General features: G+C 70.5%; 16 protein-coding genes. 12 read left to right on the forward strand and 4 right to left on the reverse strand.

Features of this window, described 5'->3' with window-relative positions:
* Nucleotides 1-2: 2 nt before the first annotated feature.
* Nucleotides 3-248, reverse strand: coding sequence for a DUF2630 family protein (locus V6U90_RS09375; RefSeq protein WP_334433469.1), 246 nt, complete (start codon nt 246-248; stop codon nt 3-5).
* Nucleotides 249-361: 113 nt separating this feature from the next.
* On the opposite strand from V6U90_RS09375, the gene V6U90_RS09380 reads away from it, so the two are divergent.
* The 8 genes from V6U90_RS09380 to V6U90_RS09415 all read left to right on the forward strand — a co-directional run bounded on the left by V6U90_RS09380 (nt 362) and on the right by V6U90_RS09415 (nt 9710).
* On the forward strand, nt 362-1285 hold the full coding sequence (locus tag V6U90_RS09380) for a GNAT family N-acetyltransferase (protein WP_334433471.1): 924 nt from the start codon (nt 362-364) through the stop codon (nt 1283-1285).
* A 277-nt stretch (nt 1286-1562) separates the two neighbouring features.
* Complete coding sequence (locus V6U90_RS09385) at nt 1563-2852, forward strand: cytochrome P450 (RefSeq protein ID WP_334433515.1); 1290 nt, start codon at nt 1563-1565, stop codon at nt 2850-2852.
* A 95-nt stretch (nt 2853-2947) separates the two neighbouring features.
* Complete coding sequence (locus V6U90_RS09390) at nt 2948-3865, forward strand: terpene synthase family protein (RefSeq protein ID WP_442933553.1); 918 nt, start codon at nt 2948-2950, stop codon at nt 3863-3865.
* The gene (locus V6U90_RS09395) at nt 3862-5562 is read left to right on the forward strand and encodes a prenyltransferase/squalene oxidase repeat-containing protein (RefSeq protein ID WP_334433473.1); all 1701 of its coding nucleotides are present in this window, start codon (nt 3862-3864) and stop codon (nt 5560-5562) included. The genes V6U90_RS09390 and V6U90_RS09395 overlap by 4 nt, the downstream gene beginning before the upstream one ends.
* A 101-nt stretch (nt 5563-5663) precedes the next feature.
* On the forward strand, nt 5664-8216 hold the full coding sequence (locus V6U90_RS09400; RefSeq protein ID WP_334433475.1) for a nitrate- and nitrite sensing domain-containing protein: 2553 nt from the start codon (nt 5664-5666) through the stop codon (nt 8214-8216).
* A gap of 98 nt (nt 8217-8314) precedes the next feature.
* A complete protein-coding gene (locus V6U90_RS09405; protein WP_334433477.1) occupies nt 8315-8737 on the forward strand; it encodes a roadblock/LC7 domain-containing protein in 423 nt (140 codons plus the stop codon).
* Nucleotides 8738-8743: 6 nt separating this feature from the next.
* Nucleotides 8744-9130 (forward strand): DUF742 domain-containing protein, encoded by a 387-nt coding sequence (locus V6U90_RS09410; RefSeq protein ID WP_334433479.1) that lies wholly within the window; start codon nt 8744-8746, stop codon nt 9128-9130.
* Nucleotides 9111-9710: a GTP-binding protein gene (locus V6U90_RS09415; RefSeq protein WP_334433481.1), complete on the forward strand. Its 600-nt coding sequence runs from the start codon at nt 9111-9113 to the stop codon at nt 9708-9710. Before V6U90_RS09410 ends, V6U90_RS09415 begins: the two co-directional genes overlap by 20 nt.
* Before the next feature lie 135 nt (nt 9711-9845).
* Here the strand turns inward: V6U90_RS09415 and tnpB are convergent, their stop codons facing one another.
* Together tnpB and V6U90_RS09425 are read right to left on the reverse strand one after the other, a co-directional pair.
* Nucleotides 9846-11228, reverse strand: coding sequence for an IS607 family element RNA-guided endonuclease TnpB (gene tnpB / locus V6U90_RS09420; RefSeq protein ID WP_334433484.1), 1383 nt, complete (start codon nt 11226-11228; stop codon nt 9846-9848).
* Entirely contained in the window at nt 11225-11803 is a 579-nt protein-coding gene (locus tag V6U90_RS09425) for an IS607 family transposase (protein WP_334433487.1), read from the reverse strand. The genes tnpB and V6U90_RS09425 overlap by 4 nt, the downstream gene beginning before the upstream one ends.
* Before the next feature lie 455 nt (nt 11804-12258).
* Between V6U90_RS09425 and V6U90_RS09430 the strand changes: the two genes are divergently transcribed.
* Together V6U90_RS09430 and V6U90_RS09435 are read left to right on the forward strand one after the other, a co-directional pair.
* Nucleotides 12259-14364, forward strand: a complete 2106-nt coding sequence (locus tag V6U90_RS09430; protein WP_334433490.1) for a pectate lyase family protein — start codon at nt 12259-12261, stop codon at nt 14362-14364.
* Nucleotides 14365-14426: 62 nt separating this feature from the next.
* Nucleotides 14427-14762, forward strand: coding sequence for a hypothetical protein (locus V6U90_RS09435; RefSeq protein WP_334433493.1), 336 nt, complete (start codon nt 14427-14429; stop codon nt 14760-14762).
* Nucleotides 14763-14876: 114 nt separating this feature from the next.
* On the opposite strand, the gene V6U90_RS09440 is transcribed toward V6U90_RS09435, so the two are convergent.
* Nucleotides 14877-17744 carry an aconitate hydratase gene (locus V6U90_RS09440; protein WP_334433494.1) on the reverse strand — a complete coding sequence of 956 codons (2868 nt, stop codon included), beginning with the start codon at nt 17742-17744 and terminating at the stop codon, nt 14877-14879.
* A gap of 159 nt (nt 17745-17903) precedes the next feature.
* On the opposite strand from V6U90_RS09440, the gene V6U90_RS09445 reads away from it, so the two are divergent.
* Nucleotides 17904-18260 (forward strand): glyoxalase, encoded by a 357-nt coding sequence (locus V6U90_RS09445; protein ID WP_334433496.1) that lies wholly within the window; start codon nt 17904-17906, stop codon nt 18258-18260.
* 125 nt (nt 18261-18385) lie between these two features.
* Complete coding sequence (locus V6U90_RS09450; RefSeq protein ID WP_334433498.1) at nt 18386-19153, forward strand: DedA family protein; 768 nt, start codon at nt 18386-18388, stop codon at nt 19151-19153.
* The last annotated feature ends 132 nt before the right edge of the window (nt 19154-19285 follow it).

Raw genomic sequence — 19285 nt, forward strand, 5'->3', positions numbered from 1 at the left:
GATCACTGGAGGTAGCGTTCCACCTCCGACTTCGGCCGGCTGCCGGTGGCCTCCGGGTCCTCGCCGCTGGCGCGCGCGGCACGCCTGCGGCGCAGCAGGTCCCAGCACTGGTCGAGGGACTCCTCCAGTTCGCGCAGCCGGTCGGCGTCGGGGTCCGTGCCCACCTGTGCCGACTGGGCCTGCGCCCGAAGCCGGTGCTCCTCGTCCACCAACTCGCTGATCCGGCTCAGAATCGTCCTGTCGTCCATGCCATGAGCGTGGCACAGGCCGGCGGGCCGCGCCCGGTCATCCCACCGGCAGAGTGTTTCCGCCGGTGGAAAGATCTGGGCGCTGGGCGCCCGTCTCCGGTAGCTTGCCGCCTGTGAGCATCAACATCCGTGATTTCGAGCCGGCGGATGCGGTCGGGGTCGCCGACGTGTTCCGGGCGGCGATGCCGTACCACGTCCTGACCGCCGAGGCGATCGCCTGGCAGGTCACCTCCGCGCCGGAGGCCCAGCGCTACCGACTGCTCGTGGCCGAGGCCGACGGCGAGATCCTCGGGGCGGCCCGGGCCGGACTGCTCTTCGAGACCGAGGAACCGGGGCTGGCCTTCGCCAACGTCTCGGTGCACCCCGAGCGGCGGGGTCGTGGCGCGGGTACGGTGCTGCTCGCCGCCGCCGAGGAGTACCTCACCGGGCTCGACGCCCGGGTGGTGCACTCCTGGGTAGGCGGTGACGCCGACTCGATGGCCTTCGCCGAGCGGCACGGGTACCAGCGCGGTCGGCAGGCCCGCTTCCAGCGGCTGGATATCGCGTCCCGGGCGCTGCGCCCGGCTCCCACTCCCCGGGACGCGGTGCGACTGGTCACCGCCGTCGAGTTCGCCACCGATCCCCGGCCGCTGTACGAGGCGGATCTGGAGGCGGCCCGCGACGAACCGGGTGACGTGGCGACCGTGGAGATCTCGTACGAGGACTGGTTGGCGCTCCGCTGGGAACGGCCGGACCTGGACCGGGGCCTGTCCACGGTGGCCCTGGTGGACGACGCGGTGGCGGCCTTCACGATCGTGGTGACCGACGGGCGCGAGCGGTACTGGTCGGGGATGACCGGGACCCGGCGGGAGTTCCGTGGTCAGAGTCTGGCCAAACTGGTCAAGCACGACTCGTTGCGGCGGGCCCGGGCCGGCGGGTACCGGTGGGCGTTCACCAACAACGACGCCGCGAACGAGCCGATGTTGGCGATCAACCGGTGGTTCGGCTACCGCCCGATGGCCGACGAGTGGCGGTACCGTCGTCCGCTGAGCGGCTGACCAGGGAACGTCCTCCACTGTGGAGGAGCGGTCACTGTCGGCGAACTTTCTTCGCGTCACCTCTAGAGAACTCGGGCCGGTGATGGCATGCTCGCGAGGACGTAACAGGGAATGACCATGCCGCCACGCATCGCTGACCAGGCGCGTGGCTGTGATCGCGAGGAGCACCAGTGCAGGTGTCATGGCTGAGGTGACGTCCGTCGGAGCCGGTCGGGCCGCCCAGGTCATTTCCCTGCGCAGCACCCTGCCGGGCCTGCTGCGCGACCCGTTGCGCACGATGGTCGAGGTGGCGGAGGCCGCCGCCGGTGAGGTCGTGCAGCTCAACCTGGGCAGCATCCGTCCCTACCTGGTCACCGAGCCGGCGCACGTGCAGCACGTGCTGCGGGACAACGCCGCCAACTACTCGCGGGGCGGCAACAGCATGCTGTGGAAGTCGGTCCGCCGCCTGGCCGGGGACGGCATCCTCGGTGAGGGGCCGGAGTGGGAGGCCAGCCGCCGTCGGCTGCAACCGCACTTCACCGCCAAGCGGATTGACTCCATGGTGGACGACCTGAGCGAAGCGATCAGCGAGGCGGTGGACGAGCTCGCCGAGCCCGCCCGCGCCGGTCAGCCCGTCGACGCCGCCACCGAGATCTCCCGGATCATCTGCCAGGCCGTCATCCGGGTCTTCTTCGGTGACAAGATCCCGGTCGCCGACGGGGTCCGGGTGGTCCAGGAGCAGGACGTCGTGGCCACCTCACTGCGCTTCCGGCTGCTCGCCCCGTTCATGCCCGACGCCGTGCCGATGCCGGGCGACCGGGCGTTCCAGCAGGCGGTGTCCAACATCGACGAGATCCTGCTGCCGCTGGTCCGTCGCGAACGCACCCACCCGTCCGGTGGCGACGACATCCTGGCCACCCTCGCCTCGGCCCGCGACGACGCCGGCCGGGAGCTGGCCGAGCAGCGGGTCCGCGACGACCTCGTCTCGATCTTCGCGACCACCACCGAGACCACGTACGTGGTGCTCACCTGGCTCTTCCCGATCCTCGACGAGCACCCGGAGATCGCCGAGCGGCTCTACGCCGAACTCGACCGGGTGGTCCGCCCGGGGGAGGTGATCAACCGCGAGCAGCTCGGCGAGCTGCGCTACACCAGGATGGTCCTCGACGAGCTGGTCCGGATGTACCCCTCGGGTTGGCTGGTACCGCGTACCGCCCTGGCCGACGACGTGATCGGTGACACCCGGATCAAGGCTGGCGGGACGGTCGTGCTCAGCCCGTACGTCACCCAGCGGCTCTCCCGGTACTGGGACCGACCGGACGTCTTCGACCCGGAGCGGTTCGGACCGGACCAGCCGCGTCGCCCGCACCGCTACGCCTACTACCCGTTCGGCGGTGGGGCGCACCAGTGCATCGGGATGTACCTGTTCGCGCTGGAGGCACCGCTGATCGTCGCCACCCTGCTGAGCAGGTACCGCTTCCGGCTGCGCGAGCGGGGTATGCCCCGGCCGCAGCTGGCGGCCTCGCTGCGGCCCGGCGAGCGGGTCGAGCTCCACCTGCTTCCGCTCGGGCAGGTCGTGGACGCGTGAACGTGGTACCCAACGTCGGCCTGTCCGGGCCCGACCAGACCAGCACGGTGCTCCCCGCCGGACCGGGCCAGGTGACCCCGTCGTACGCCGACGCGCTGGCGTGGCCGGGCCGGCCCCCGGTCGTCGACGACCAGATCGGTACGGCGACCGAGCAGGGACGGATCTGCGCGCTGGTCGCCCGTGGACAACGGGATCTCCAGCGCTGCGCCGTCGACCACCGCGACCTCTTTCCCGCCGACCCGTTCGACGCGACGCTGTTCAGCAGCATCGCCATGGCCATCGCGTTCGGTGCACCGTGGTGCACCGAGGAGCAGCTGAGGCTGACCAACCGGACGGTGCTCTGGGGCTTCGCCGTCGACTGGCTGGTGGACCGGGTGGCGACCTCGGCCGCCGAGGTGGACCGCCTGGTCGACGCGGCACTGGCGGTCGCCGATGGTGCCGCGCCACCGGCGGACCAGCCGCTGGCCCGGTTCCTGGCCGAACTGCGCGACGAGCTGGCCACTGCACCGACGTACCCGGCGCTGCGTGGGGTCTGGCGCGCGGAGCTGGCCCGGATGGTGAGCGCGATGGCCCGGGAGTGGGTCTGGAAGAGCACCACCGCCGAGAAGGGCGGCCCGGCGGTGGTGCCGACCCTCGACGAGTATCTCGACAACGCCGACAACCTCGGCGCCACCTTCGTCAACGTCACCCACTGGATCCACACCGGTGACCCGACGACCGCGGCCCACCTCGACGATCTCGTTGCCGCCAGCGGGGTCGTGCAGCAGGTGCTGCGGCTCGTCAACGACCTGGGCACCTACGAGCGTGACCTGCGCTGGGGCGACCTCAACGCGCTGATGCTGGTGGCCGACCGGGCCGAGGTGCGGCACCGGATCGACGCCCTGGTCGACCGGTCCCGTGACCTGCTGGCCCCACTGACCGTGACCTGCCCGGTCCAGGCCGCCTACCTGGCCCGGCAGCTCGGGTACAGCAGCGGCTTCTACCGTACGACCGACTTCTGGGGAGTGCGGTGACGGCTGTGCGGGACCACGTCATGTCCACCCCGGTCCCCTGCTCCACCGAGGCCACCGTCGCCACGGCGGCCCGGGAACTCGTCACCTCCATGGTGCTGGAGCCCCCCGGGCTGGTCAGTCCGTCGGTCTACGAGACCGCCCGGCTGGTCGCCTCGGCGCCATGGTTGCCGGGGCACACCGCCCGGCTGGACTACCTGCTCGCCGGGCAGCGCGCGGACGGCGGCTGGGGCGCCCCGGGCGGGTACGCGGTGGTGCCGACCCTGAGCGCCGTCGAGGCGCTGCTGGCCCAGCTGCCCGGCGAGACCGACGTCCCGGGCCGGCAGCCGTTGCGGGCGGAGCTGGTCGGCGCGGCCGACCGTGGTCTGCGGGCCCTCCACGACCGGCTGGGCGCGGGTCACGAGGTGCCCGACACCCCGGCGGTGGACCTGATCGTGCCGGCGCTGGTAGCCCGGCTCAACGGGCACCTCGACCGGCTGCGCCACCAGCACCAGCCGGGGCTCGACACCTGGCGGAACGCGGGCCGGTTCCCGCTGCCGGCCGGCATCGGACCGGAGCGGCTTGCCTCGATCGGCCGGCTGCTGGCGGCCGGCGCGCCGCTGCCCCAGAAACTGCTGCACGCCCTTGAGGTACTGGGCGGCGCCGCGTGCCGGCACCCGGGGGTGTCCCCGGTGGCCGGTGCGGTGGGTGCCTCACCAGCGGCGACCGTGGCCTGGCTCGGTGGTCCCCCCACCAGCGCCCACGACCGTTCCGTGCTGACCTATCTGGAGGACACCGTGCGGCGGCAGGGCGGCCCGGTGCCCTGCACCACGCCGATCACCGTCTTCGAACGGGCCTGGGTGCTCAGCACGCTGGTCCGGGCCGGGGTACCGCTGGCCGTGTCACCGAAGCTGCTGGCCGGGCTCGGTGCCACCCTCGGTGCGGCCGGCACGACCACCGGGCCGGGGCTGCCGACCGACGCGGACACCACCTCGGTCACCCTCTACGCGCTGGCCCGGCTCGGCCACCCGGTCGACCCCGCCTGCCTCACCGGCTACGACACCGGTGAGCACTTCTGCACCTGGCAGGGGGAGGACGGCTGGTCGATCACCACCAACGCGCACGTCCTGGAGGCGCTCGGCTGGCACGTGGCGAACGATGTCCGTGCCGCCGTCCGGCACCGCTCCACCGTCCACCGGCTCACCCGGTGGCTGCTGGACCGGCAGCAGGCCGACGGTTCCTGGTCGGACCGCTGGCACTCCTCGCCCTACTACGCCACCTTCTGCGCGGCGCTCGCCCTCGACGGGTACGCCCCGGACATCCCGGTCACCGCCTGGTCGCTCGGCCGGGCCATCGACTGGGTGGTGGCCAGCCAGCACGCCGACGGATCGTGGGGGCGGTGGGGCGGCACCGTGGAGGAAACGGCGTACGCGCTGCACGTACTGCTCGGGGTGGCCCGGGAGGACCGGCCCGGGGTCCGCGTCGCGGTGGCATCCGGGCTGCGGTACCTCGCCGCCGCCGACGACCTGATGTCGTTCAGTGACGCCACGGTGGCCCCTCCGCTCTGGCATGACAAGGATCTCTACCATCCGGTGCGGATTGTGCGCGCGGCCACACTGGCTGTCTGGCAGCTTGCCCAGGCCAGGTCGGACCTCGTCACTTCGGCACTGTCGGTTCCCCATCGGTTGCACGATGGAAGCGGCATGATCAGGAGCGCTTGAGTGACACTCCCGACACTGCTAGCGTGCGCCGGGGTCGAAGCGTACGCGCCCATGCGTACGGCTCGCCGCTATTCCGGACAGCCCCGGCCAGGGACGGTGTAATGGGTTCCCGCAGTGCGAGTCTGCGTACCAAAGTCGTTGCTCTGCTCGTCTCACTGGCGGCGCTCTGGGCCTTCGCGGCGTGGGTCACCCTCCGGGACGGCCTCAACCTGCTCTGGGTGCAGAGCCTGGACAGTCGCATCGCCCAGCCCAGTGAACCCCTGCTGGCCGAGTTGCAGTCCGAACGGCGGCTGTCGGTGGCCTACCTGGCCAAGCCGGGCCCACAGCGGCGGGCCGAGTTGCAGTCCCAGGTCCCGCGTACCGAGGCGCTGAGCGTGAAGTTCCGGGAGTCCGTGCGGGACTGGCGGGTCGACGTGGCCGCCACCGACGAACTCTCCCTCCGGATCCGGGACACCCTCGCCCGGCTCGACCGGCTGTCGGAGATCCGCCGGTCGGTGCAGGAGGGCGCGGTCGACCGGGCCGGCGCCGCCCGGGCCTACACCGACGTGCTCGACTCGATCTTCCGGATGTACGGCGCACTGAGCAAGGTGGACGACGAGCAGATCGCCAAGGACACCAGTGCCCTGATCCAGCTGGTCCGGGTCCGCGAGCTGATGTCCCAGCAGGACGCGCTGCTCACCGGTTCACTGGTCGCCGAGCGGATGACCGGCGAGGAGTACGCCCGCTTCGCCCGGCTGATCGGCGCCCAGCGCTTCCTCGCCGGTGAGGCGGTCGCCGAACTGCCCGGCACCGAGCGGGCCAGGTACGAGCAGATGGTGGCCGGTGAGGCGTTCACCCGCTTCCGGGCGCTGGAGGACCGGATCATCCGGGACGCCCGGGCCGGCGCCGCCCTGCCGGTGACCCTCGCCGAGTGGCGGGCCGCGATCGATCCGTCCCTCGACGCCCAGCAGGAACTCATTCTCACCGGCGGGGACGCCCTGGTCGACCGGGCCGTCCCGGTTGCCGCCGGGGTCATCGTCCGGATGGTGCTTGCCGCCGGTCTGGGCCTGATCACGGTCATCGCCTCGATCGTGGTGTCGATCTCCACCGCCCGGGCCCTCCTGCGTGAGCTGGAACGACTCCGTGGCGCCGCCTGGCGGCTGGCCAACGAGCGGTTGCCCGGTGTGGTGGAGCGGCTCGGTCGGGGCGAGGAGGTGGACGTCGCCACCGAGGCGCCGCCCCTGGAGTTCGGTGACGACGAGATCGGCCAGGTGGGTAAGGCGTTCAACGCCGTGCAGGAGACCGCGGTGCGGACCGCGGTCGAGCAGGCGGAACTGCGGCGTAACGTCCGGGACGTCTTCCTCAGCCTGGCCCGGCGTACCCAGGCGCTGGTACACCGGCAGCTGACCCTGCTGGACGCGATGGAACGGCGCGAGAACGATGCCGAGGAGCTGGAGGACCTGTTCCGGGTCGACCACCTGGCCACCCGGATGCGGCGTAACGCGGAGAACCTGATCGTCCTCTCCGGCTCCACGCCCGGCCGGGCATGGCGGCGTAACGTGCCGATGGTCGACGTCGTCCGCGGCGCGGTGGCCGAGGTCGAGGACTACACCCGGGTCAACGTGCTGCCCCTGGGCCCGGTGGCGCTGGCCGGCCGGGCGGTCGGCGACGTCATCCACCTGCTCGCCGAGCTGATCGAGAACGGGCTGTCCTTCTCGCCGCCGCACACCACCGTCGAGGTGCGGGGCCAGATGGTGGCCACCGGTTTCGTCATCGAGATCGAGGACCGTGGGCTGGGGATGAGCGAGGACGATCTCGCCGCCGCCAACGCCCGCATCGTCGACCACTCCGAGTTGAACCTGGCCAACGCGACCCGGCTCGGTCTGTACGTGGTCAGCCGGCTGACCGAGCGGCACGGTGTCCGGGTCCAGCTCAGGGAGTCGCCGTACGGCGGCACCACGGCCGTGGTGCTCGTCCCGTCCGGGCTGGTCACCGACAGCGGTCCGGACGCGGAGTCGTCCGGCGGGTTCCCGGTCGCCGTGTCGGGTGGGGACGGGCCGCGTCCGGCCGCGTCCGTCCCGGCCCGTCCCGCCACCCCGGTGGCCGCCAGCAGCCACTCCGGAGCGGCCCCGTCGACCGCTGCCCTGACCGAGCCGGACCAGCTTCCGACCCGGTCCCGGACCATTCCGCCGTTGCCCCGGGCCGCGCCGACCACCGACGACCAGTCCCTGCCCGTCCGGCCCCGTCGGCTGGTGGACAACCCGGCGCTGGACGGACCGACGTACCCGACGGGTCTGCCGGTCACCGTGCCGCGTACGACGCGGGTCACCGGCGCGCCGGCCGACTCGGAGCCGACGGCGTCTGGTATCCCCGCGCCGGGCGGGCTGCCGCAGCGGTCGACCTCCGACGTCAAGACGGAATCCGGCCTGCCGGTCCGGGTCCGGCAGGCCAACCTGGCGCCGGAGTTGCGGGACGAGGGCGCGTCGGACGGCGCGGCCGAGGAGAGGGACGCACCACGACCACCCGAGCAGGTACGCCGGATGATGAGTTCCTACCAGTCCGGCACCCGGCGCGGCCGTACCGAGGCCGCGCGCCTGCTCGATGCCGAATCCGCGCCCGAGACGGCGACGGAGTCCGGCGACAATCCGAACCACGGGAACGAACAGCCGGGATGACCGGTTCCGGCGCTCGGTACCGCGACCATCGCTGGGTCCTCAGGTGAGCTGGCCCAGCCGACAACGGCGACACGAGCCGGGGGAGAAGAGGACGACGAGTGGGGCAGAAGACGGCATCGAGTGCCGACCTGACGTGGTTGCTGGACGACCTGGTCGGCCGGGTGAAGCAGGCCGAGCATGCGGTCGCCCTCTCCACAGACGGGCTGCTGATGGCATCGTCACAGGGGCTCAGCCGGGACGACGGTGAGCATCTGGCGGCGATGGCCGCCGGCATCCAGAGCCTGGCCCGGGGCGCGGGCAAGAGGTTCGGTGGCGGTCAGGTGCAGCAGACCATCATCGAGATGCAGTCGTCGTTCCTGTTCGTGACCGCGGCCGGGCGTAACGCCTGTCTCGCTGTCCTGGCGTCCGAGGACGCGGATGTCGGCCTGATCGCCTACGAGATGGCGATGCTGGTCACCCGCGTCGGGAAGTACGTCGCGTCGCCGTCGCGCCTGCCTGACCAGTCGGCCGACGAGAAGTAGCCGCCGATGACCGTCTCAGGCGAGTCTGCGGAAGAACGGTGGGTCGACGACAATGCCGGGCCGGTGGTCCGGCCGTATGCGGTGACGCGGGGCCGGGCCCGGCCGGTCGCCGGTAAGTTCGATCTGATCTCCCTGGTCACGGCGACCCGGACGGATCCCGGCCCCGAGATGGGGCTGGGGCCGGAGCACCTTGCCATCGTCGGGCTCTGCCAGCGCGCGCTCTCGGTCGCCGAGGTCGCCGCACACCTGGACCTGCCGGTCGGTACGATCCGGGTTCTCCTCGGTGACCTGGTCGCCCGCGACATGGTCCGGGTCCGGGAGCCATATGCGGTCCACGGTCTTCCCGACGACAGTGTTTTCGAGGCGGTTATCAATGGACTACGAGCGCTCTGAGCGGTCGGCGGGGTCGTTGACCCTGCCGACCGCCATCAAGATTCTTGTCGCGGGTGGTTTCGGGGTGGGTAAGACCACTCTGGTCGGAACGGTGAGCGAGACCCGGCCGTTGCGGACCGAGGAGATCCTCACCGAGTCCGGAGTGGGCATCGACGACCTGTCCGGTGTGGAGGGCAAGACCACCACCACGGTGGCGATGGACTTCGGCCGGATCACCATCAGTGATGATCTGGTGCTGTACCTGTTCGGTACCCCCGGGCAGGACCGCTTCTGGTTCGTCTGGGACGAGTTGGCGCTCGGCGCGCTCGGCGCGGTCGTGCTGGCCGACACCCGCCGGCTGGCTGACTGCTTCCCCTCGATCGACTATTTCGAGGGGCGGGGTACGCCGTTCGTGGTCGCGGTCAACTGCTTCGAGGGCAGCCGGCAGTACCGGCTGGACGAGGTGCAGGCTGCGCTCAACCTGGACCCGGACGTGCCGGTCATGCTCTGCGACGCCCGCCAGCGGCAGTCCGGCAAGGACGTCCTGATCACCCTGCTGGAGCACGCCATGAAGGCCCGGGACGCCCGTCGCTCCGGCTGACGCCCCGCCCGCTGCCCGTCGTCCGACGTTCCGCTCGCTGGCCGCTGCCCGTCGTCCGACGCGCCGCTCGCTGGCCGCTGCCCGTCGTCGCTGCGGGTACGAGCGGCTGCGCTTCGCTACACCAGCCGTTACCTTTCAGTGCGCTCTGGTGAGCACATGGTTGGTAGTCCCGCCTTGCGGTGGGACGGTCCCGGTCTTGCCGGCGGTTGCCGTGCCGGGTTGACGCTTCACGGCTACCTGCCCGCGTAGGCGGGTCTTCTGGTCGGCTCCACGTCCGGCCACCGGGCCACTCCCGGCGGTGTCGATCCGTGCCGCCGCGAGGGCGGCGAGGTTGAGTGAGGCGTTGCGGTCCCGGTCGATGACCAGGCCGCACGCCTGACATTCGTACTCACGCTCGGACAGGGCCAGCTTGGTTTTCACCGTGCCGCAACCCGAGCAGGTCTTCGAGGACGGGTACCAGCGGTCGGCGACGATCAGCCGACCACCATTCCACGATGTTTTGTACGCCAACTGGCGGCGGATCTCGGCGAACCCGGCGTCAGCGATGTGCTTCGCGAGTCGCCGGTTACGCAGCATCCCGGCGACGTTGAGGTCTTCGACCACGACCGTGCCACACTCACGGGCCAGCCGGGTGGTGAGTTTGTGCAGGCCGTCGCGGCGCAGGTTGGCCACCCGGGCGTGTGCCCGGCCCAGCCGGACGGACGCGCGCTGCCACCGGTTCGATGGACGCTGCCGGGTGCGGCGGTCGGGGCCGGTTTTACGCGACAGCGCCCGGCCAAGCTGGCGCAGCCGGTGCTCAGCGGTGCGGAGGTGACGCGGGTTGCCCACCAGTTCACCGGTCGACAGCACGGCGAGGTGTGTGATGCCGACATCGACGCCGACCACCGAGCCGGGGCGTGCGGGGGCCCGTTCGGCACGCTCCACCTCGACGCAGAAGGCCACACGCCAGCGTCCGCCGTCACGGCGCACCGTCGCGGACATGATCCGCGCGGTGTTGTTGTCGACGCGGCGGGACAGCTTGCGGGTCGACTCGTGCAGCTTCAACCGGCCCAGCCGGGGCAGCACCACATGCTTGCGGTCCGGCTCGACACGGATGGCGCCGGTGGTGAACCGCACCGACGGGCTGCTGCGGCGGCGGGACCTGAACCGGGGAAACCCGACCGGTCGCCCCTTGCGCCTGCCGGTGCGGGAGTCGGTCCAGTTCTGCAACGCGCGGGCGAGCGCGTCGAGGCCGGTGTTGAACGCCTCCTTCGAACACTGCGCCCACCACGGCGCGACCTCGTTCTTGGCGTCGTTCCATGCTCGGCGTAACGCCGGCAGCGACCACCCGACCGCCGGGGTGAGTTGGTCGTCCGGGACGCCGTAGGCGCGTTCGGCGGCCCGCTGGTCCATGACCGCCTTCACCCTGGCCAGTGCCCAGTTGTGGGCGACACGGGCGGCCCCGACGTGCGCGAGCACGGCACGTTCCTGACCCGGGGTCAGGTCGAGGGCGAACCGGTACGCCTGGATCGTCGTCACACCGGAGCGTCCGGGGCGGTGGCGGCGTCGACCGCCCGGCGGGCGCGGTTCGCGGCGGCCCGGCGCCCGTAGAGCCGGGCACACAGCGACGTCAGGATCTCGGTGACGTCCCGTACGAGGTCGTCGTCCACCTCGGTCGGGTCAACGACCAGCAACCGCCGTCCCTGAGCCGCGAGGGCCGCCTCCACGTACTCGGCACCGAAACGCGCGAACCGGCCCCGATGTTCGACCACGATCGTCGTCACCGTCGCATCACGCAGCAAGCCGAGGAACTTCTCGCACCGCCCGTCCAGCGCCGAGCCGACCTCGGTGACCACCCGGTCGACGGCGAGGCTTTGACCGGTGGCCCAGGTGGTGACCCGGGCGACCTGCCGGTCCAGATCGGCTTTCTGGTCGGCTGACGACACTCGGGCGTACACCACCGTGATCCCCGACGGCGATGTCTCGGCGGCACGCTCCACCAGGATCAGTCCGCCGACCCGTCGAGCAGGCACGGGTAGTTTGCCCTCTCGGAACCAGCGATACGCCGTCACCGGGTGGACGCCTTCCCGCTTCGCCCACTCTTTCAAGTTCACGGCTGCATTCTATCACTCACTCAACCCGCAACTTCTTGCTACCCCCGTACAGCGGTGAGTCACGAACCCGCCGGGACCGTACGGCAGCGCGTCTGGCCGGGTACGGGGGCGGTGGAGGCGGTCGACGACGGTAACCGTCTGCTGCACGTCGGGCGGACACCCCGGCCGACCTGGCTCGGCTGGTCACCGCTCTCGACCTGGACGTCACGGTGCTCAGTAGTCTGCCGGAACTCGCGGACGCGCTGTGGCGGCAGGTCTGCCGGTGTCTCGGTGCGATTCCGGCAACCTTCCCCAATTGATTGACATTGCTGAATAGAGGTTCCTAGCATGGGATCGGAAAGCGCTTTCCCGTCTCCATCGCCACGGATCACCCGTTCCCCGAACCGTCCGGCACCGACCTCGCCCACCGGTGCCGGGCCGGTAGTCGGTGATCCCACCCGGAAAGGCGAACCCCCATGCTCCTCAGCACGATCGGCGCCGATCACCGGAGTTCCCGACGGCGACGGATGCTCACTGCCGTCACCCTGGCCACCGTGCTGACGGTTCCGGCCCTCCCGGCCGGCGCCGCGCCGGTGGTGGACGACCTCCCGAAGGCGCCGGGCGCCCCGCTGGCCACCAGTGCCGCCACCACCCCCGACGGTTTCGCCAGCGTCACCGCACTGGGCCAGGCGGGGACCACGGGTGGTGCCGGTGGACCCACGGTCACCGTCACCACCACCGAGCAGTTCATCGACTACATCAGCCGTCCCGGCCCGTACGTCGTCCAGGTCTTCGGCACCATCAACCTGCCCACCGGCAGCAACGACGGCATGTACAACGTCGCCTCGGACAAGACCATCGTCGGGCTCGGCTCGAACGCCACGCTCTCCGGCGGTGGGCTCAACATCGGCGTACCGGTCGACGACAACGTGACCTCGCCCCCGGCGAACGCCGTGCACAACATCATCATCCGGAACCTGCACATCACCGGCGCGAGCGACGACCTGATCAACGTGCAGATGTTCAGCCACCACATCTGGATCGACCACAACGAGTTCTCCAACGGCGATGACGGCGCGGTCGACATCAAGCGCGGTTCGGACTTCGCCACCGTCTCGTGGAACCACTTCCACGACCACTACAAGACCCTGCTGCTCGGGCACGACGAGGACGCCGGGCCGCAGGACATCGGGCGGCTGCGGGTCACCTACCACCACAACTACTTCAACCGTTCCGACCAGCGGAACCCGCGGGTGCGCTTCTCCGCCCTGGCGCACGTCTACAACAACTACTACTACGACAACAGCTACGGGGTCGCCTCCACCTACGACGCGGCCGTGCTGATGGAGAACAACTACTTCTACAGCGTCAACAACCCGGGCCGGGTCGACTTCAGCGGCAACCTCGGCCGGATCGTCGAGCGGGGCAACATCCTGGTCGCCTGCAACCACGCGATCGAGACCCGGGGCACCGTGCCGGACCCGCGCAGCTACTACCCGTACCAGCTCGACGCGGCGGCGGACGTCCCCACGATCGTTCCGGCCGGTGCCGGCGTGGGCAAGCTGGGCTCGACCGCGACCGCGACCGCGACCGCGACCGCGACCGCGACCGCGACCGCGACCGCGACCGCGACCGCAACGGCGACCGCAACCGCGACCGCGACGGCGACCACCGCCGCCGCCCTGGCGGCGGACGGGCCGGTGGCCAGCGCCGTTCCGGACGGCTTCGCCGCAGTCAACGCACTCGGCCAGAACGGTACGACCGGCGGCCTCGGCGGGCCGGTGGTCACCGCGACCAACGCGACCGACTTCCTGGAGTACATCGACACCGTCGGGCCGCTGATCATCCAGGTCACCGGCCGGATCGCGATCACCAGCAAGCAGGGGGTACGCCCGAACAAGACCATCATCGGGGTCGGCGACGCCGAGATCACCGGTGGCGGTCTGGACTTCTACCGGTCGTACAACGTGATCGTGCGGAACATCAACTTCACCCTCGCCGAGGATGACGCGGTGAACGTCGGCCAGAACTCACACCACATCTGGATCGACCACAACCGCTTCTCCGGTGCCGTCGACGGCTCGGTGGACATCGTGCGGGGTGCGGACTACGTGACCGTCTCCTGGAACCACTTCGACCACTCGGACAAGAGCATGCTGATCGGCCACTCCGACGGCTCCGGCTCCACCGACATCGGTCACCTGAAGGTGAGCATCCACCACAACTTCTTCGACAACAGCCGGCAGCGGCACCCCCGGGTCCGCTTCGGTGAGCCGGTGCACGTCTACAACAACTACTTCCTCGGCAACGCCCTCTACGGGATCGCCTCCACCGAGAACGGCGGCGTGATGGTCGAGGGGAACTACTTCAAGGATGTGCCGCACCCGATGTACTCCGCGAGCGGGTACGCCGACAGCGGCCCGGGCCGGGCGGTGCAGCGCAACAACATTTTCGTCAACTCCGGCGTACCGGAGACCAGCGGCACCGTCGTCGAGCCGGGCACGTACTACGCGTACCAACTCGACGCGGCGGCGAACGTGCCGGCGCTGGTCACCGCAGGCGCGGGGGTCGGCAGGATCTGATCCGGAGGACACGTCGGGGCGGGTGGGCGCAACGTCGGCGCACCCGCCCCGACGTGCAACGGTTGGGCGGGACCGGGGCGAAGCAGGGCGGCGTCGTCACGCCGGCGGCCCTGGCTCCGGTCGCGATCATGCGCGAGGACAGGGACTACCGCGGGAGCACGCTGACCTACAGCGCCGAGTTCGACTGCACCCTGACGACCGCGGACGTCGACTACTGGGTGGAGCTGATCACACCGGAGGACTGGAACGACGAGATCGGCTCGTTCATCGGCGGCCGGGCATGCTGGGTGAGCCTTTTCGAGTACCGGGGCTGGGCGGGCGCGTCGAGCCCTTTCATGGATATCGATGACGAGCTCGGCGTCCTCGACGACGAGAGCAGCTCCATCCGCTGGAGCTGATCCCCTGCATCGTGCCGGGGCGGTTGGGTGACGTACCCGCCGCCCCGGAAGTGTTAAGAAGGGCCCCTTCCTCTACCGAAAACGATAAGAAGGGGCCCTTCCTTACAGGCAGGATCAGTTGGCGATCATCCGGCGCAGGACGTACTGGAGGATGCCGCCGTGGCGGTAGTAGTCCGCCTCACCCGGGGTGTCGATCCGGACCACGGCGTCGAACTCCACGCCGGTGTCGGTGGTGACCTTCACCGTACGCGGGGTCTGGCCGTCGTTCAGCGCGGTCACCCCGGTGATGGAGAACGTCTCGGTACCGGTGAGACCGAGCGACTCGGCGGTGGTGTCGACCGGGAACTGGAGCGGAAGGACACCCATGCCGATCAGGTTGGAGCGGTGGATCCGCTCGTACGACTCGGCGACGACCGCCCGGACACCGAGCAGCATGGTGCCCTTGGCCGCCCAGTCCCGCGACGAACCGGAGCCGTACTCCTTGCCGGCCAGGATCACCAGCGGCACGCCGGCCTCGGCGTACGCGACCGAGGCGTCGTAGATCGACGACTGCTCGCCGGTCAGGTGGTTGACCGTGAAGCCGCCTTCCGGGAGCGGAGCTCCCGCATCGGAACCGGTGCCCGGCACCCGCAACTGGTTGCGCAGCCGGATGTTGGCGAAGGTGCCCCGGATCATCACCTCGTGGTTACCGCGCCGCGAGCCGTACGAGTTGAACTCGTGCCGGGGTACCCCGTGCTCGGCGAGGTACTTGCCGGCCGGGGAGTCCGCCTTGATCGAGCCGGCCGGGGAGATGTGGTCGGTGGTGACCGAGTCACCGAGCTTGGCCAGTACCCGGGCGCCGGTGATGTCGTTCACCGCGCTCGGCTCGCGCTGCATGCCCTCGAAGTACGGGGGCTTGCGGACGTAGGTGGACTCACCCTCCCAGGCGAACGTGTCACCGGTCGGGGTGGGCAGCGACTGCCAGCGTTCGTCACCGGCGAAGACGTCGGCGTACGCGGCACCGAAGCCGGCCGCGCCGATCGCCGAGGCGATCACGTCCTGGATCTCGGCGCTGTTCGGCCAGATGTCGCGCAGGAAGACCGGGTTGCCCTGGGTGTCCTCACCGATCGGCTCGTTGGCCAGGTCGATGTCCATGGTGCCGGCCAGCGCGTACGCCACCACCAGCGGCGGGGACGCGAGGTAGTTCATCTTGACGTCCGGGTTGATCCGGCCCTCGAAGTTCCGGTTGCCGGAGAGGACGGACACCACGGCCAGGTCGTTGGAGTTGACCGCGGCGGAGATCGCCTCGGGCAGCGGCCCGGAGTTGCCGATGCAGGTGGTGCAGCCGTAGCCGACCAGGTGGAAGCCGAGCTTCTCCAGGTACGGGGTGAGGCCGGCCCGCTCGTAGTAGTCCATGACCACCTTCGAGCCCGGCGCCAGCGTGGTCTTCACCCACGGCTTCCGGTTGAGGCCCTTCTCCACCGCGTTGCGGGCCAGCAGCGCGGCACCGATCATCACCTGCGGGTTGGAGGTGTTGGTGCAGGAGGTGATGGCGGCGATCACCACGGCGCCGTGGTCCAGCTCGAACTCGGTGCCGTCGTCACCGGTCACCCGGATCGGGTTGCTGGCCCGTCCACCGGAGCCGACCGCCGAGTTGACCAGCTCGCGGGGCGCGTCCGCGGGGTCGCTGCTCTCGTTGGCCGGCGAGTCGCTGGCCGGGAAGGACTCGGCGCTGGCCTCGTCGGCCGGGCCGCCCAGGGCGGCCTTGGTGGCCCCGCCGTTCTTCGCTGCGGCAACCTGGTCGTCGGCGACGTAGTCGGTCAGCGCCGAGCGGAACAGCGTCTTGGCGTTGCCCAGCGGTACCCGGTCCTGCGGGCGCTTCGGACCGGCCAGAGACGGCTCGATGGTGCCCAGGTCCAGTTCCAGCCGCTCGGAGTAGTCCGGCTCGGCGGCCGGGTCGTGCCAGAGGCCCTGCTCCTTGGCGTACGCCTCGACCAGCGCGACCTGCTCCGGGCTGCGACCGGTCAGCTCCAGGTAGCGGACCGTCTCGGCGTCGACCGGGAAGATCGCCACGGTGGAGCCGTACTCCGGGGACATGTTGCCGATGGTGGCCCGGTTGGCCAGCGGCACGGCGCTCACGCCGGGGCCGTAGAACTCGACGAACTTGCCGACCACACCGTGCTTGCGCAGCATCTCGGTGATGGTCAGTACCAGGTCGGTGGCGGTGGTGCCGGCCGGCATCTCACCGTGCAGTTTGAAGCCGACCACGCGCGGGATGAGCATGCTCACCGGCTGGCCGAGCATGGCGGCTTCGGCCTCGATGCCGCCGACGCCCCAGCCGAGCACACCCAGGCCGTTGACCATGGTGGTGTGCGAGTCGGTGCCGACGACGGTGTCCGGGTACGCCTGGCCGTTGCGCTCCATGATCGTGCGGGCCAGGTACTCGATGTTGACCTGGTGCACGATGCCGGTGCCCGGCGGGACGACCTTGAACTCGTTGAACGCGGTCTGGCCCCAGCGCAGGAACTGGTAGCGCTCCTTGTTGCGTTCGTACTCCAGCTCCACGTTGCGCTCGAAGGCGTCCTCGCGGCCGAACAGGTCGGCGATCACCGAGTGGTCGATGACCAGCTCGGCCGGGGCGAGCGGGTTGACCTTGGTCGGGTCGCCGCCCAGGTCGCGGACCGCCTCGCGCATCGTGGCCAGATCGACCACGCACGGTACGCCGGTGAAGTCCTGCATGAGCACCCGCGCCGGGGTGAACTGGATCTCCACGCTCGGGTCGGCGGTGGGCTCCCACGCGCCGAGCTGGCGGATGTGGTCGGCGGTGATGTTCGCGCCGTCCTCGGTCCGCAGCAGGTTCTCCAGCAGGATCTTCAGGCTGTACGGCAGGCGTTCGTGCCCGTCCACCTTACTGATCTTGAAAATCTCGTAGCTCGCGTCTCCGACGCGTAGCTGGGTCTTCGCACCGAAGGTGTCGAGGCTCGCCACGTCGTACTCCTTCACACCAGCGACTGTGAATAGTCCTGAGCAGTCTTTCGTACCGGCCGGCCCGCTGCCGTGCTTAGGCAACACTTACCGGCCATTCTTGACTCAACAAAACCGTACGTTCGTCTTGCTATTGACGCAACCCCGTGCCAGGCTTCGGGACGAGGAGGCGTAACCATGATCCATCACGTGCAGCTCGCCTGCCCGCGCGACTCCGAGGCCGCGTCGCGGTCGTTCTACGTCGGGGTACTCGGCCTGGTGGAGAAGCCCAAACCGCCGGCCCTCGCGGCCCGGGGCGGGTGCTGGTTCACCGGGTACGGGGTGGAACTGCACCTCGGTGTCGAGGACGACTTCCGCCCGGCCCGCAAGGCGCACCCCGGCCTGCTCCGACCCGATCTCGACCCGCTCGCCGCCCGACTGGCCGCCGCCGGTTACCCGGTCACCTGGGCCGACGGTGAACTACCCGGGATGCGTCGCTTCCACACCGAGGACGTGCACGGCAACCGCCTGGAATTCCTCGCCCCGCTCGCCTGACCGCCCCGCTCGCCTGACCGCCCCGCTCGGCTGACCGCCCCGCTCGCCCGTACGACCGTGACCCGGTGTCCCTCGGCTGTCCCGGATCCGGAGTAGGGTGCGATGCCGGAACGGAAGGTGGCGAGATGGTCGACGTACAGCAGTGGCTCACCGCGATGCCGCCGGTGGCCGTCTATCTGCTCGTGGGCACCGTGATCGGCCTGGAGAGCATGGGCATTCCGCTGCCGGGTGAGATCACCCTGGTCAGTTCGGCCCTGTTGGCGGCCACCGGGTTCGTCGAGCCGGAATGGGTGGCCATCGCCGCCGCGACCGGCGCCATCCTGGGCGACTCGGTCGGCTACGCCGTGGGGCGCCGGGGCGGTCGGCCCCTGCTGGCCCGGCTCGGCAGGCGGTTCCCCAAACACCTCGGGCCGGCGCAGGTGGACCGGGCCGAGTTCATGTTCGCGAAGTACGGCGTCTGGGCGGTCTTCTTCGGCCGCTTCGTGGCGCTGCTGCGGATCCTCGCCGGACCGCTGGCCGGCGCGCTGCACGTGCCGTACCGGCGGTTCCTGGTCGCGAACGCCACCGGGGGTCTGGTCTGGGCATTCGGTACGACGTACCTGCTCTACCACCTCGGGCGGGTGGCCGAGCACTGGCTCAAGAGCGTCTCCTGGGTGGGACTGCTCCTTGCCGTGGTGGGTGGGCTGGGCACCACCTGGTGGCTGCGCCGCCGGGCCCACCGCCTGGCCCCGGCGCCAGGCGCCGATGGCGACGCGGCTGGTGACAGGGCGGCCGGTGGCGACGCGGCTGGTGACAGGGCGGCCGATGGCGACGCGGCCGGTGACGACGCCGGGGTCGACGGTGCCGGGGTCGGGCCGGAGGCGGGTCGGCCAGCGGATAGCGCTACCCGTTGAACGTGGAAACACGGTGAGGGGCCGACCCGGGTGGGTCGGCCCCTCGTTGTTGTTGCTTTGTTGTTGTTCGTCAGGCGGAGTAGCCGCGGGTGGCGGTCCAGGCGGTGAGGTCCTCGGCGGTGATCCAGTAGG

This window comes from Micromonospora sp. CPCC 206060, assembly GCF_036906895.1.
Classification (GTDB): Bacteria; Actinomycetota; Actinomycetes; order Mycobacteriales; family Micromonosporaceae; genus Micromonospora.